Consider the following 14,823-nt stretch of genomic DNA (forward strand, 5'->3'; position numbering starts at 1 on the left):
CGGTGCACGCCGATACGCTGCTGTCGGCCGCCGACGCCGCGCGCGCGTCGGTCGGCCACGGCCGCACCGAGCCGTACGGGCGGCTGAAGGTGTCGATGTCGTCGTCGTTCGGTCGCCAGCATGTCGCGCCGGTGATTCCCGCGTTCCTGCGCCGCTATCCGTCCGTGTCGCTCGACCTGCGGCTGTCGGACGAGATCGTCGACCTCGTCGACGACGGCTACGACGTCGCGATCCGCCTCGGCGCGCTGAAGGATTCGACGCTCGTCGCGCGCAAGCTCGCCACGAACCGCCGCGTGCTGTGCTGCTCGCCCGCGTATCTCGCCGAACACGGCACGCCGCGCCATCCGGCCGACCTCGCGCAGCACGAGTGCGTGATTCTCGGCGACCAGCGCGACTGGTCGTTCGCCACGCCGCAAGGCCCGCTCACGGTGCGGGTCGGCGGCCGGCTCGTCGCGAGCAACGGCGAGGCGATCCGCGAAGCGCTCGTCGACGGCTTCGGGATCGCGATCAAGTCGACCTGGGACGTCGGTCCGCTGCTCGCGAGCGGCGCGCTCGTCACGGTGCTCGACGACTATCCGTTCGCGGAAGACATCGCGATCTGGGCCGTCTACCCGAGCCGCGCGCACGTTCCGCTGAAGACGCTCGCCTTCATCGCGTTCCTGGCCGAGCATTTCGGCGATCCGCCTTACTGGGATCGCGCGGACGGGCAGTGACCACAGCACCGCGCACGGTTTCGATCCGCCCCGACCGCCGCGTGCGGCCAACCGGCTACAATGGCGCGTTCGCCACGCGAGGGCCCGACGCCGGACGGGGTCCGCATCGGCAGGCGGCTGCCCGTTGGCCGCATACGCATTTCATTCGCTTCCCAACCATCCCGTCATGACCCACAACCTCGTCATCCAGAGTCTTGCGCCGCTGTCGGACGCCCATCACAAACCGCTGCTCGCGCTGTCGCGCGGCACCCGCATCGTGCAGACCGACGATCACGCGCTGCGGATCGACAACGCGAACCCGGCGCAACGCCTCGACATCGATGCGTACTGCGGCACGCACGCGCTCGACTTCGCGTTCGTCGAGGCCGGCCTTTCGCTCGGCGATTTCGGGCTCGCCGTGATGGACATGGATTCGACGCTGATCACGATCGAATGCATCGACGAGATCGCCGATTTCTGCGGGCTGAAAACACAGGTCGCCGAGATCACCGAAGCGTCGATGCGCGGCGAGATCCGCGACTTCAACGAAAGCCTCACGCGCCGCGTCGCGCTGCTGGCCGGGCTCGACGCGCACGCGCTCGAACGCGTGTACGAGGAGCGGCTGCAACTGACGCCGGGCGCCGAGAAAATGCTCGCCGGCGTGAAGGCTGCCGGCATGAAGACGCTGCTCGTGTCGGGTGGCTTCACGTTCTTCACCGAGCGTCTGAAGGCGCGCCTCGGCCTCGACTACGCGCATGCGAACACGCTCGAGATCGTCGACGGCAAGCTGACCGGCAAGGTGCTCGGCGAGATCGTGAACGCCGACGTGAAGGCGCGTCTGCTGCGCGAGACGTGCGCGTCGCTCGGCCTCGAGCCGCGCCGTGCGATCGCGATGGGCGACGGGTCGAACGACCTGAAGATGATGGCCGAAGCCGGGCTGTCGGTCGCGTACCACGCGAAGCCCGTCGTGCGCGACGCGGCGACGGTCGCGTTCGATCACGTCGGCCTCGACGGGCTGCTGCGGCTGTTCTGATCCTGCGGAATCCAGAATGAAAAACGCCGGCGCGATGCAGCATCGCGCCGGCGTTTTGTTTTTCCGCGGGGCCTTCGCGGCCTACGATCAGCCGAGTACGTCCTGCATCGCGCGCTCGATGTCCGCGCGCAGGTCGGCTTCGTCTTCCAGGCCGACATAGAAACGCACCAGCGTGCCGCGATGCGGCCAGTCCGGACGCATCGACGCGACGTCGTAAGGCATCGCGAGGCTGCATGCGCCGCCCCAACTCCAGCCGATCGCGAACAGTTCGAGCGACTCGACGAAGCGGTCGACCTGCTCCGCACTATAGCGTTCGTCGAACACCACCGAGAACAGCCCGCCCGCGCCGGTGAAATCGCGCATGAACGACGCGTGCCCCGGGCAATCGGCGATCTGCGGGTGCAAGACCGCCGCGATCTCCGGCCGCGCCTTCAGCCATTGCGCGAGCGCAAGCGCGCTCTTGCTGTGCGCGTCGAAACGCACCTGCATGCTCGGCAGGCTGCGCAGCACGAGCGAGCAATCGTCGACCGACACGCCGACGCCGCAGCGCATCCGCGCAAGCTTCAGCTTCGCGTGCAGTTCCGCGTTCGCGGTGATCGTCGCGCCCATCAGCACGTCGCTGCCGCCCGACTGGTACTTGGTCAGCGCCTGCACCGAGATGTCGACGCCATGATCGAACGGCTTGAACGCGAGCCCGGCCGAGAACGTGTTGTCGATTGCGGTGACGATGCCGCGCGCTTTCGCGGCTGCCGTGATCGCCTGCACGTCCGGCACTTCCATCGTCACCGAGCCCGGCGCCTCGATCCAGATCAGCTGCGTGTTCGGCTGGATCAGGTCGGCAATGCCGGCGCCGATCAGCGGATCGTAGAAGCGCGCGGTGATGCCGAAATCCTTCGCGAGCCAGTTGCCGAAATCGGCGTTTGGCCCGTACACGTTGTGCGGAATCAGCACGTCGTCGCCGGCTTTCACGATCCCGAAGTAGACGTTCATGATGGCCGCGAGACCCGACGGCTGCAGCAGCGCATGCGTGCCGCCCTCGATCTCGGCGAGCCGCTGCGCGAGCGCGAGCGACGTCGGCGTCGCATGCAGGCCGTAGCGCCACTGGTTGTCGTTGTGCCAGACGAGCGCACGCATCGTCGCGAGATCGGGGAACACGACCGTCGACGCGCGTGCGACCGGCGGCACGAACGAACGGAACCCTTCCGGGATCACGTCGTCGGGTTGAACGATGCGGGTTTGCAGCGCGCGCTTGGGAGTGGATGCAGTCATGACAGGAAGCCGGGCACGAGGCCGTTCGGTTGCGGAATATGCAGCTAGATTAGCCAAAATCGGCGCAATTGGCCCGGTACAATGCGCGCCGCGCGCACCGAGCCAGCGCGGGTTCAGTCGTCGGTCCGCAGGTTGACGACGCCGCCCACCGTTTCGATTTCCTGCACACGGCCGTCGCGCACCTGCAGCGCCGCGCGCTTGCCCGGCGCGAGACGCAACACGACGGGCTGCGGATCCGACTCGTCCGAATTCATCCGGTCGGCCTTCAGGTCGCCCGTCGCGTCGAAGCGGCCGATCCACACGCCCGTGATGTTCGTGCCGTCGTTCGATTCCTCGATCTCGAGCGTGTCGCCGTCGCGATCGCCCGCGAGCAGCACGACCTCGCCCGTATCGGCGAACTGGTATTCGCCGTGCACGCCTTCCTCGTCCGTCTTCGGGCCGAGATGCGCGACGATCGGCCGGTCGCCGAGCGTGCCTTCGTAGCGCGGCAGGCGGGCAAACTCGGGATTCGGCTTCAGCGGCCGCGCCATTGCCGGTTCATCCTGCTGCACACCCGGCGCGGCGGCCTGCGCCGCGACCACGCCCGGCATCGCCATGCCCGCCGCCAGCGCGCCCGCGACGACGAGCGCCCGTTGCCATTGCGAATATCGACCCACCTTGTGTTGCTCCTTGCTTCAGATTCGCTCGAAAATCGCGGCGATGCCCTGCCCGCCGCCAATGCACATCGTCACGAGCGCATATCGGCCGCCGACGCGCTGCAGCTCGTACAGCGCCTTGACGGTGATCAGTGCGCCCGTCGCGCCGATCGGGTGGCCGAGCGAAATACCGGACCCGTTCGGATTCACCTTTGCCGGGTCGAGACCCAGTTCCTGCGTCACCGCGCATGCCTGCGCGGCGAACGCCTCGTTCGCCTCGATCACGTCGAGATCGGCAACCGTCAGCCCCGCACGCGCGAGCACTTTCTGCGTGGCGGGCACGGGGCCGATCCCCATGTAGGCCGGATCGACGCCCGCGTGCGCATACGCAACGAGGCGCGCGAGCGGCTGCACGCCGCGCTGCTCGGCAACGCTGCGCGCCATCAGCAGCACGGCCGCAGCCGCATCGTTGATGCCCGACGCGTTGCCGGCCGTCACCGTGCCGTTCTCCTTCACGAATACGGGCCGCAGCTTCGAGAAATCCTCCAGGCTCGCATCGTGGCGCACGTGCTCGTCGTGATCGAACACCACCGGCGTGCCCTTCTTCGAGCCGATCAGCTCGACCGGCAGGATCTGGTCCTTGAAGTAGCCGGCCTTCGCCGCATGCGACGCGCGGCGGTGCGATTCGAGCGCGAGCGCATCCTGCGCGTCGCGTGAAATGCCGTACTTCGCCGCGACGTTCTCGGCCGTCACACCCATGTGGATCGTCTGGAACGGATCGTTCAGCGCGCCGACCATCATGTCGACTGCGCGCATGTCACCCATGCGCTGCCCGAAGCGGGCGGCCGGGATCGAATACGGCGCGCGGCTCATGTTCTCCGCGCCGCCCGCGATCGCGATGTCCGCATCGCCGAGCAGCACGCCCTGCGCGGCCGACACGATCGCCTGCAGCCCCGAGCCGCACAGCCGGTTGACCGTGAGCGCCGGCGCATGTTGCGCGACGCCGCCGTCGATCGCGGCGACGCGCGCGAGATACATGTCCTTCGGCTCCGTGTGCACGACGTTGCCGAACACCACATGGCCGACCTCGTCGCCCGACACCTGCGCACGCTGCAGCACCTCGCGCACGACCTGCGCGCCGAGCGCGGTCGGTGCAATATCCTTCAGGCTGCCGCCGAAATCGCCGATCGCGGTACGCACGCCGCTCACCACCACCACTTCACGTTGCATGTCGCCTCCTCATCCTGCTGATCGAATGAATCGTTCGTGCGGTGCCGTGGCCGGCGTACGCATGCCGCGTCAGCCTTGCATCAGGCGCTCCACCGCATCGCGGTGCGGAATCGGCGCGACCGCGCCGTAGCCCGTCGTCGACAGGGCCGCCGCGGCGTTCGCGTAACGCGCCGCCGCGAACGGGTCGTCGCCCGCGACGAACCGCGCGACGAAGGCGCCGCCGAAGCAGTCGCCCGCGCCCGTCGCGTCGACGGCTTCGACCGTGAAGCCCGGCACGACACGCCGCTCGTTCGGGGTCGCCACGTAAGCGCCTTCCTTGCCGAGCTTCAGCGCGACGACCTGCGGCCCGTGTTCGAGCATCGCGTCGACGATCGCGTCGCGATCGTTCGCGCCCGTGAGTGCCGTCACGTCGTCCCAGCTGGGCAGGCAGATGTCCGTCTGGCGCAATGCCTCGCGCATCACCGCGCGGGCGCGCGGCAGCGGCCACAGCTTCAGGCGCAGGTTCGTGTCGAAGCTGACCTTCGCGCCGTGGCGGCGCGCATGGTCGATTCCCGCGAACGCGGCATCGCATGCAGCCGTGCTGATCGCGAGGCTGATGCCCGACAGGTGCACGGCCTTCGCGGCAGCCAGCGCGTCGAGCGGCAGGTCGCCCACCGCATAGCGGCTCGCCGCCGAGCCTGCACGCAGGTAGTCGAACTGGTGACCGTCGGCGCCGTGCGTGACGAAATACACGCCGGTCGGCGCGGTGCGGTCGACCCGCACGTACGTCGTGTCGACCTGCTCCGTACGCCACATGTCGGCCAGCAGACGGCCGAACGGATCGTCGCCGATCGCCGACACGAAGCCCGTCGACGCGCCCTGGCGCGCCGCGGCGATGCAGAAGTTCGACGTGTCGCCGCCGAAGCCCTGCAGGAATTCAGGCCGGCCCGGCTGCGACTGGTTGAATTCGATCATCGCCTCGCCGAGCGCGAGGATCTCCGGAAATGCCGCGGTCATCGCTTACACCTCGCCCCACAGATCGTGGCCGTCGGCGCCCGTGATCTTCACGGACACGAAATCGCCGACCTTGTAGCGCTTCGATGCCTTCGCCGCCGGCTCGACATAGACGACGCCGTCGATCTCCGGCGCATCGGCCGCCGTACGGCCGATCCCGCCTTCCGCGCTGACTTCGTCGATCAGCACCTTGAGGGTCTTGCCGACCTTGCGCTGGATGCGGTTCGCCGACACTTCCTCGGCGACTTCCATGAAGCGTGCGCGGCGTTCCTCGCGTACGTCATCCGGCAGCGCGCCGTCGAGTTCGTTCGCGGTCGCGCCTTCGACCGGCGAATACGCGAAGCAGCCGACGCGATCGAGTTCCGCTTCGCGGATGAAGTCGAGCAGCGTTTCGAACTGTTCTTCCGTCTCGCCCGGGAAGCCCGCGATGAACGTGCTGCGGATCGTCAGGTCCGGGCAGATCTCGCGCCACTTCTGCACACGCTCGAGCACCTTCTCGGCGTTCGCCGGACGCTTCATGCGCTTCAGCACTTCCGGATGCGCGTGCTGGAACGGCACGTCGAGGTACGGCAGCACGTGGCCCTTGAACGGGCCTTCGGCCATCAGCGGAATCACTTCGTCGACGCTCGGATACGGATACACGTAATGCAGGCGCACCCATGCGCCGTACTGCGCAGCGAGTTCGCCGAGCGCGGCGACCAGGTCGGTCATGCGCGTCTTGATCGGCTTGCCGTTCCAGAAGCCCGTGCGGTACTTCACGTCGACGCCGTACGCGCTCGTGTCCTGCGAGATCACGAGCAGTTCCTTCACGCCCGACTTGAACAGGTTCTCCGCTTCCAGCATCACTTCGGCGACTGGACGCGACACGAGGTCGCCGCGCATCGACGGGATGATGCAGAACGTGCAGCGGTGGTTGCAGCCTTCGGAGATCTTCAGGTATGCGTAGTGGCGCGGCGTGAGCTTGATGCCGGCGGCGGGCACGAGATCGGTGAACGGGTCATGCGGCTTCGGCAGGTGCGAATGCACGGCCTGCATCACTTCGCCCACTGCATGCGGGCCGGTGACGGCGAGCACCTTCGGGTGGACTTCCTCGATCAGGTTCGAGCCGCTGGCGCTCGACTTGGCGCCGAGACAGCCGGTGACGATCACCTTGCCGTTCTCGGTCAGCGCTTCGCCGATCGCGTCGAGACTTTCCTGCACGGCTTCGTCGATGAAGCCGCAGGTGTTCACGACGACGAGGTCGGCGCCGTCGTAGGTGCCAGAGATTTCATAACCTTCGGCGCGCAGTTGCGTGATGATCTGTTCGGAGTCGACGAGCGCCTTCGGGCACCCGAGGGATACGAACCCTACTTTGGGGGATTGGGACATCTGGAATGTGGGGGCGTGGCAGCAAAAGCGTGAGTTTACAGCGATTTAGGGGCGACGAGCCAAAACAAACGGGGAAAGCGGCCGTGGCGCGCCTGATCGGACCGGCGCCAGATCGGCGGCTGATCGGGGGATGGGGTGATCCGTCCGTTTCTCTTCGGGGTCAGGGCTGCTGGCCGCTCGCCAACGGTACGTCGGACAAGGCACGTGGCGTATTCCTGCGCGCCGATCAGCAGCGGGCATCTTCACGTGTCGTCGCAGCCAGCCTCTACACGAGAACAACGGCGCTTCGGCGCCGTTTTCGTCATGCCTTTCGCCTGGCGCGTCGAAACGATCGAGGGTCTGCCGTTCATGGAATCGCGCTACGCCCGGACCGCGCAAACGCGTAATCGAGTGTAATGGATTCGGCGCATGAGCAAGGCTAATTTTATTGCACGTGAATTTTCAAATTTCACGTGCCGGTTTGAATATACCGGCCAGCTAACCTCCATTAATAATCCAGAGGGCCATATCATGAATGACGAAAATCGCCTTGTCGAAGAAGAAAACGACCAAGATGTTTCCGTTGCCACTGCGCAGACAACGAATTGGCCTGCAATCGCTACGCTCAACAACCAGCTATATCTGGTCTATAAAGACCAGAAAAGCACCAAGATTCAATACCAGACTTACAATGGTTCGATCTGGTCGCGCCCTGCTCCAATCAACACCTATGACTCGACCAATCAGGCCCTGGCGTTAGCAGCATTCGGCACAAAATTATATTCGGCTCACAAGAGCTCGGGATCCGACACCCAGGTCTATTACGATTCGACCAGCGGTTCGAGCTGGGGGAGTGATCAGGCAGTTCCGAATTGCAGAAGCGATAACCCGGTCGCATTGGCCTCATTCAAGACGAAGCTGTACCTGGCGTTCAAACAGGCATCCAGCACCAATATTTCCATCACGAACTTCGACGGCACGACGTGGGCGTCATCGCCCACCCCCATCCTCACCGGCGCTGCCAAGACTGCCCAAGCCGTCGCATTGGCCGCGTTTGGTACCAAGCTGTTCCTGGCACACAAAGGCGCATCCGACTCGCTGGTTTTCTATACGTCGTCGTCCGATGGTGTTAACTGGGCACAAGAAAATATCGTTCGCCCCGACGTTGTCTCGACCACCGTGCCGGTCGCAATGGCCGCCTTCAAGGGCAATCTTTACCTGGCGTATAAAGGCGCCCCCGACGCCAACACCAATATCTACTATACGTGGACATCCGATGGCGTTAACTGGAGGTTTCCGATCGAATTACTCTACGGCGTTGCTCAAACCAACGCGCCGGTTTCACTGGCAGTATTCAACAACAATCTTTACCTGGTGCACCAAAACGCCTCCGATTCGAGCATTTATTACACGTCGACGTCCGATGGCGTTACCTGGCAAGCGGATCTGGCAGTGCCTTATGCATCAATGAAAGAAGAATGATGCCGCCCATCGCCGGCGCGATAATGAGCAGAGTCTTCTCTTATCGCTGTCAGTCGGCTAACGCGCTTGATTGAATGGTCCGGCAGGCATACGGCCGATAACTGCAGCCGGGTTATCGGCCGACGCAACTCGTTATCTGCCCACCCACCAGGCTGTGGGCAAGTCTCTGCGTGTTTAAACAGCCATACGGGGTAGGAGCGATATTTGCCAAGTAACGTGCCCCCCGGGGGCTACGGAGCCGTGCTTCGGGAATTGGGGAAATCCGGCGTGTGAGGGCGTCGTAGCGAAAGCGTGGATTTGCGGCCCTTTGGTATCCGGCTATCCCAAAACGAGCGGTTGTTGGGCATCCGCTGCGCCAGCTCGACTATCTGTCGCGCTCCAGGTGCCTCGTTACGCCGGCTTTGGCATGCCCGTTCGTGTCGAGCGAAGCCGCGTTGCCGCTCTGTCTCGGCAACGCCCCTCAGCCAGCAAGCATCGCACCGGCACCGCCAGCCGCTATGCGAAAATCGAACCCTCTACCCTCTTCAATCGACCCAACGGGGCTCGCATGACCACTCACATCACCATCGAATTCACCGAGCACGCAGCGGAAGCCATCGGCGAGCAGACCAGCACCAGCTTTTCGTATGACCAGGGCGCGCACGTACCGCAACCGGGCGACTTCGTCGAACTCGAGAATTCGCGCCAGACATTTTTCGTGATCGGCCGCGTGTTTTCGCTCAAGGCCAACTACAGCGCGGTCAAGCTCGTGCTCGACCTTCCTCCGCCGGACGGCGAGCAGGATTTCGATCAGACGCACTGACCGACGACGAGACGCGTGACGCCGGCCCGAATCGATGACCATGCAGCGCATTCCCGGCGCTGCATTCAACATCACAACCCGCGTCAATCCAGGCTGGCCGGCACATACCGGGCCTGCATTAACCCGCTCGGCAATAGCTTCGTATCGTCGAGCCGCAGCAGCGTTTGCGGCAGGTCATTGCTGAACAGCGGAATCCCCTGCCCGAGCACGATCGGCACCCAGCTGAGCGTGATGCTGTCGACGACGCCGGCCGAGATGCCCTCTCGCGCCGTCATGCCGCCGTCCAGGTAGACGTGACGATGGCCGTCCTCCGCCAGCCGGCCAAGCAGTGTCGTGAGCGCCCCGTCGAACGGTTCTTCGCCATGGCGCGAAGCCAGTTTCCGATGAGTCATGACCACCATCCATTTGCCGGCATAGGGCCACGGGTCAAACGCAATCACCGTATCGTATGTGTTGCGCCCCATCACGATCACGTCGATGTCGTTCATCAGCGACGTATAGCCGGTTTCATCCGGCGAATCCGACGAAAATGCCTCCAGCCATGACAGATCACCGCTTTCACCGGCGATGAATCCATCGAGACTGAGAGCGAGAAATACGCTGACTTGAGGGCGCATACAGGAATCCTTTCGGAAATGTAAGGATGATGAGTATAGCCACGATCGCCACGCGCTGCCGCTACGCCGACAGGACGTCCTCGTTTGAGGCCGTGGCGTTCGCTCGCATGCGGTGTGCCCGCCGCGCCGCTCCCCAGCGTCGAATTACGCACTCGTGATCGCGTTTGCTGCCAATCGTCCAAGCTGGGGCGCCAGGATCACACCGGGGTGCGCGACAACGGCATAAACCCCTGCAACACCCGGCAAAAATCCGTTGATCGGCACCCCGTCGTTCGTCATCGGCCTAAGCGCCGATTTCGCGGCGAGCAGCGTAAGGGTCGGCGGCTCGGCAAACAGCGCCGAAATGTCCGAGGCCGTACGCGCAGCAAGCGCGGCAAGCCCGCTGTCGCCCTCTTCCGGAGGATCCGCGGCTGACAGCAGGCTGCCCGATGGGCCGATCCGCACTTCAAGATCCTGCCCGTAGAGCAAATGGCTGATGAGACCCGGCTCGGCGCCAAAACGCATCAACACGGCCGGCTTCTCGCGAACCGGCAACGACACACTCAGGCCCGCGGCGAGCGCAACCGCAGAAGCAGCGTTCGCCAGGACGACCACATCCGCCGGCACATGCCCGTGCGCGGCATGCACACCGACAGCGTGCCCATTGCGCGTTTCGACCGCTTCGACCGCGCAACCGCACCGGATCTCCGCGCCGGCCGCTTGTGCACCGGCCAGCAACCGATGCGTCAGGTCGATCGGCTCGACCACGAAATCGTCCGGCGCCCACGCGATCAACTCGGGAAGCCGGGCAAGACGCGGCTCCATCCGGGCCACCTCTCGACGCCCCAACGCTTCCATTCGCACGCCCGCCGCACGCTGCTCGTCGATCAGGGCAGCGGTCTGCGCATCCGAGTCCAGCCAGACGAGTGCCCCGCGCGTCGTCACCGGCAACGAGCCCAGTTCACGCTCGAGCCTCGCGAACTCCGGGAGCGCTCCGAGCGTGCGCGAGAACCCGGACGGGTTTTCCGATGGAAGCGCGCTGCCGGTACCCACCCAGCCGAACGACCAGTGAGTCGCGCCGCCGGCGGGTACCGCCTGCTGTTCCAGCAGCGTGACCTGTGCGCCCGAGCGCGCAAGATGCCATGCGGTGGATGCACCGATAATGCCACCGCCGATCACGACGACGCGCAGCGAGTTGTTTCCCATGAGTCACATTCGGAAGTTGCGGGATTCCGACTATACCGTCCGCCCCGCTTCACCGCTGTGCGGTTGCCTGCCGCCCATTACCGCCAATCGTCTCGCCCTCTCGCGTCCGGCATCGACACGATCAATCGATCGACATCCAAGGCACTTGAGGTGTGCCGACGAAACAAAAAGCCCACCGAGGCGGGCCTTGATGAAACGCTGGACACGGCACTTCACCGCATGTCCGGAAACACCGACGCCTTCAGGCACCGATCGAACCACAAAGCATCGTCGCCATCGCCGATCGGCCACATTTCCGCATCGAGTTGCGGCAACCCGGCAACCGGCGCCGATGCGCGGTTATCGTCACCGGACGTCCCCGCACGCATCCACGCCGATTGCTTTCCGCCGTTGTCGCACGCACTCCCATGCGCCTGCGCTTCGCAGAACGCCACGGGCCGCACCTTCCCGCCGTCGGCCGTGCTCACCGACCGGTATTGATAAACCGCACCGGTCGCCCAGTCCTCGCTCTGGCTGCAGACCCGCGCACGATGCTGCACATGGACCGCGCCGAAACACGCATAGGAAACGTGCGCGCCGGTCGCATCGTCGGGAATGAAGTCGCAGTTTGCATCGAAACCGGTGAGCGGGCCGCCCGTGTATTTCGCGAGCCACTGACGCTCGGCCTGCGCCCGCGCGATCAACCCTTTGTTCGATTGATCGGCCAGCACGGCGGTGCGTCGATCGATTGCCTTGCGCACTTCGTCGACGGCGAGCGGACGGCCTTCGTAATCGGCGGCGAGACGGTTGTTGCGCGCGTCGATCCAGCGGCGCTGGCTGCGCACCAGCATGTCGCGGATAGCCGTGTCCGGTGCGGCCTTCAGTGCACCCGTGTACGCCGAATTCATCCGTGTGTCGGCTGCGCGCAGCACGGAGCTCGCACAGATGCGCTTCTCGATCGGCTGCACGGCTTTCGCGCAATCCATCGCAAAGGCAGGACCCGCCACGCCAACGCCCATCAAGACCATCGAAGCAAAACCAGCCAGCCGGCCGGCCGATGCCATTCGAATCCCACGCATGCTTTCTCTCAGTCGGTTTTTTCTTGGTCGCACTGCCTCGATGCGGCATCACCCATCACGGCCTGTCGTGCCCGGGCGCCGGTGTCGTATTCCGCCGAAGGCAGCTTCCACGCCACACCGCGCAGCGCCGCTCATGGTACGCGTGCCTGCACGAACGCGCACCATCAGGCGCGGCACGCCCCGGTGTTCCTTCGCAGGTGACTGGATCTCGATCGACTGGACGACGATCATGCGCGCCCGAGCCCGGCACGCGCATTCGGTGCCGACGGTCATGAACGACCGTCGGCGAGAGGGTCCGGCAGGCGGCGGCCACACATCGTCGCGCCCGAATGCACGATCGGCCGACCCGCACCGCGTTGCTTCGCGGCACCGACGCCCGACGGGTTGCCCGCCGCGGTCGGCCCGCCGCGAAACCGTTACTTCTTTTCCGGCTCCGACGCGCCCGGTTGCTTGAACGGGAACGTGCTGAACATCGACTTCGCCTGGTTCTGCATCTGCTCCTGCATCTGCACGAACATGTTCTTCGACTGCTCGATGTAGCTGGTCATCATCCCCTGCATCATCGGCGCCTGCATGTTCATGAACTGCGACCAGACTTCCGGATTCATCGCATTGCCTTCGTACAGGTTCTTCGACTGATCCGCGAGCTTGTTCTGGATGTCGATGAACGCCTGGATGTTCTTTTCCAGGTACGTGCCCATCATGCCCTGCATCGCATGCCCGTAGAAACGGATGATCTGCGACAGCATCGACGACGAGAACATCGGCACGCCGCCGCTTTCCTCTTCGAGGATGATCTGCAGGAGGATGCTGCGCGTCAGGTCTTCGTTGGATTTCGCATCGACGACCTTGAAGTCCTCCTGCTCCAGCACGAGCTGCTTCACGTCGGTCAGCGTAATGTACGTGCTTGTCTCGGTATCGTAGAGCCGACGGTTCGGGTACTTCTTGATGAGCCGTTCGGCCGTCTTCTTTGTAGTAGTCATGTAACGCCTTTGAGTGCAGCGTAGCGGAAGTGACGAATCCCCGCCGCCCGAATCCGGGAGGCGGGGGCCTTCGGAAAACGCCCGGCTGCGCGGCCACCCGGCCCGCGCAGCGCGGACGCTCAGCCCATGTGCAGGCCGCCGTTCAGCGAGAAGTCGGCGCCCGTCGCGAAACCGGAATCGTTCGACGCAAGCCACGCGACGATCGAACCGATTTCCTCCGGCCCGCCAAGACGGCGCACCGGGATCGTCGCGACGATCTTCTCGAGCACGTCCGGGCGAATCGCCTTCACCATGTCGGTGCCGATGTAGCCCGGCGACACGGTGTTGACCGTCACGCCCTTCGTCGCGACTTCCTGTGCGAGCGACATCGTGAAGCCGTGGATGCCGGCCTTCGCGGTCGAATAGTTGGTCTGGCCGAACTGCCCCTTCTGGCCGTTCACCGACGAAATGTTGACGATCCGGCCCCAGCCGCGTTCGACCATGCCGTCGATCACCTGCTTCGTCACGTTGAACAGGCTCGTCAGGTTGGTGTCGATCACGGCGGTCCAGTCTTCGTGCGTCATCTTGCGGAACACGACGTCGCGCGTGATGCCCGCATTGTTGACCAGCACGTCGATCTCGCCGACTTCAGCCTTGACCTTGTCGAACGCTTCCTTGGTCGAGTCCCAGTCGCCGACGTTGCCTTCCGACGCGATGAAATCGTACCCGAGCGCCTTCTGGTCCTCGAGCCATTTCACACGGCGCGGCGAGTTCGGGCCGCAACCTGCGACCACCTTGAAGCCGTCTTTCAACAGGCGCTGGCAGATGCTGGTGCCGATGCCGCCCATCCCGCCCGTTACGTACGCAATTCGCTGAGACATAAATCTCACTCCATTTTTTGGTTTCGAGAGCTGCCGGAGGCCCCCTCTGACTTCACGTGACGCCGGCCGAAGCCGCAATCGGCCGGCACACGGATTCGGTTCGCTGGTCGCGAACGGCCGGTTGTGGTCGTCCGGTTACGGACGCTCGACCGCGAGTGCAACGCCCATCCCGCCGCCGATGCACAGCGACGCCAGCCCGCGCTTCGCATCGCGCTTGGCCATCTCGTGCAGCAGCGTCACCAGGATCCGGCAGCCCGACGCGCCGATCGGGTGGCCGATCGCGATCGCCCCGCCGTTCACGTTCACCTTCGACGTGTCCCAGCCCATCTGCTTGTGCACCGCCAGCGCCTGCGCCGCGAACGCTTCGTTGATCTCCATCAGGTCCAGGTCGCCCGGCGTCCAGCCCGCGCGCTCCAGGCACCGACGCGAGGCCGGCACCGGGCCCATGCCCATCACGCTCGGATCCACGCCCGCGTTCGCGTACGCCTTGATCCGCGCCAGTGGCGTCAGGCCGAGTGCCGCCGCCTTCTGCGCCGACATCACCAGCACCGCCGCCGCGCCGTCGTTCAGCCCCGACGCGTTCGCCGCCGTCACCGAGCCGTCCTTCGAGAACGCCGGCTTCAGCCCGGACAGCGAT

General features: G+C 65.0%; 15 protein-coding genes. 4 read left to right on the forward strand and 11 right to left on the reverse strand.

The window, feature by feature from the left end:
• Both G3N93_RS20095 and serB read left to right on the forward strand, forming a co-directional pair.
• A partial coding sequence (locus tag G3N93_RS20095; protein WP_206133784.1) for a substrate binding domain-containing protein occupies positions 1–713 on the forward strand: 713 nt, incomplete at its 5' end.
• A gap of 166 nt (positions 714–879) precedes the next feature.
• On the forward strand, positions 880–1,725 hold the full coding sequence (gene serB / locus G3N93_RS20100; protein WP_174930843.1) for a phosphoserine phosphatase SerB: 846 nt from the start codon (positions 880–882) through the stop codon (positions 1,723–1,725).
• 87 nt (positions 1,726–1,812) lie between these two features.
• Here serB and G3N93_RS20105 read toward each other — a convergent pair whose 3' ends face one another.
• From G3N93_RS20105 to rimO, 5 genes are all read right to left on the reverse strand, one after another.
• Positions 1,813–2,994, reverse strand: a complete 1,182-nt coding sequence (locus G3N93_RS20105) for a cystathionine beta-lyase (protein ID WP_174946439.1) — start codon at positions 2,992–2,994, stop codon at positions 1,813–1,815.
• A gap of 113 nt (positions 2,995–3,107) precedes the next feature.
• On the reverse strand, positions 3,108–3,650 hold the full coding sequence (locus tag G3N93_RS20110; protein WP_206133785.1) for a hypothetical protein: 543 nt from the start codon (positions 3,648–3,650) through the stop codon (positions 3,108–3,110).
• 18 nt (positions 3,651–3,668) lie between these two features.
• Positions 3,669–4,859, reverse strand: coding sequence for a beta-ketothiolase BktB (bktB, locus tag G3N93_RS20115; RefSeq protein ID WP_174986104.1), 1,191 nt, complete (start codon positions 4,857–4,859; stop codon positions 3,669–3,671).
• 69 nt (positions 4,860–4,928) lie between these two features.
• Positions 4,929–5,855, reverse strand: coding sequence for a sugar kinase (locus tag G3N93_RS20120; protein ID WP_206133786.1), 927 nt, complete (start codon positions 5,853–5,855; stop codon positions 4,929–4,931).
• A gap of 3 nt (positions 5,856–5,858) precedes the next feature.
• Positions 5,859–7,220 (reverse strand): 30S ribosomal protein S12 methylthiotransferase RimO, encoded by a 1,362-nt coding sequence (gene rimO, locus G3N93_RS20125; RefSeq protein WP_011352232.1) that lies wholly within the window; start codon positions 7,218–7,220, stop codon positions 5,859–5,861.
• A gap of 408 nt (positions 7,221–7,628) precedes the next feature.
• On the opposite strand from rimO, the gene G3N93_RS20130 reads away from it, so the two are divergent.
• The gene (locus tag G3N93_RS20130; protein WP_241026618.1) at positions 7,629–8,681 is read left to right on the forward strand and encodes a hypothetical protein; all 1,053 of its coding nucleotides are present in this window, start codon (positions 7,629–7,631) and stop codon (positions 8,679–8,681) included.
• A gap of 547 nt (positions 8,682–9,228) precedes the next feature.
• Entirely contained in the window at positions 9,229–9,483 is a 255-nt protein-coding gene (locus G3N93_RS20135; protein ID WP_011352235.1) for a hypothetical protein, read from the forward strand.
• Between the two features lie 83 nt (positions 9,484–9,566).
• Here G3N93_RS20135 and G3N93_RS20140 read toward each other — a convergent pair whose 3' ends face one another.
• The 6 genes from G3N93_RS20140 to G3N93_RS20165 form a co-directional block, all read right to left on the reverse strand.
• Positions 9,567–10,100: a dihydrofolate reductase family protein gene (locus G3N93_RS20140; protein ID WP_206133787.1), complete on the reverse strand. Its 534-nt coding sequence runs from the start codon at positions 10,098–10,100 to the stop codon at positions 9,567–9,569.
• A 144-nt stretch (positions 10,101–10,244) separates the two neighbouring features.
• The gene (locus tag G3N93_RS20145; RefSeq protein ID WP_206133788.1) at positions 10,245–11,285 is read right to left on the reverse strand and encodes an FAD-binding oxidoreductase; all 1,041 of its coding nucleotides are present in this window, start codon (positions 11,283–11,285) and stop codon (positions 10,245–10,247) included.
• Between the two features lie 212 nt (positions 11,286–11,497).
• On the reverse strand, positions 11,498–12,271 hold the full coding sequence (locus G3N93_RS20150) for a lysozyme inhibitor LprI family protein (RefSeq protein ID WP_254603301.1): 774 nt from the start codon (positions 12,269–12,271) through the stop codon (positions 11,498–11,500).
• Positions 12,272–12,759: 488 nt separating this feature from the next.
• Complete coding sequence (gene phaR / locus G3N93_RS20155) at positions 12,760–13,326, reverse strand: polyhydroxyalkanoate synthesis repressor PhaR (RefSeq protein WP_006485265.1); 567 nt, start codon at positions 13,324–13,326, stop codon at positions 12,760–12,762.
• Positions 13,327–13,445: 119 nt separating this feature from the next.
• Positions 13,446–14,186 carry a 3-ketoacyl-ACP reductase gene (locus tag G3N93_RS20160; RefSeq protein ID WP_011352240.1) on the reverse strand — a complete coding sequence of 247 codons (741 nt, stop codon included), beginning with the start codon at positions 14,184–14,186 and terminating at the stop codon, positions 13,446–13,448.
• A gap of 135 nt (positions 14,187–14,321) precedes the next feature.
• The coding region (locus G3N93_RS20165; RefSeq protein WP_206133789.1) for an acetyl-CoA C-acyltransferase at positions 14,322–14,823 on the reverse strand (502 nt) is incomplete at its 5' end.

Source organism: Burkholderia sp. Se-20378 (genome assembly GCF_017104665.1).
Lineage (GTDB): Bacteria > Pseudomonadota > Gammaproteobacteria > Burkholderiales > Burkholderiaceae > Burkholderia > Burkholderia lata.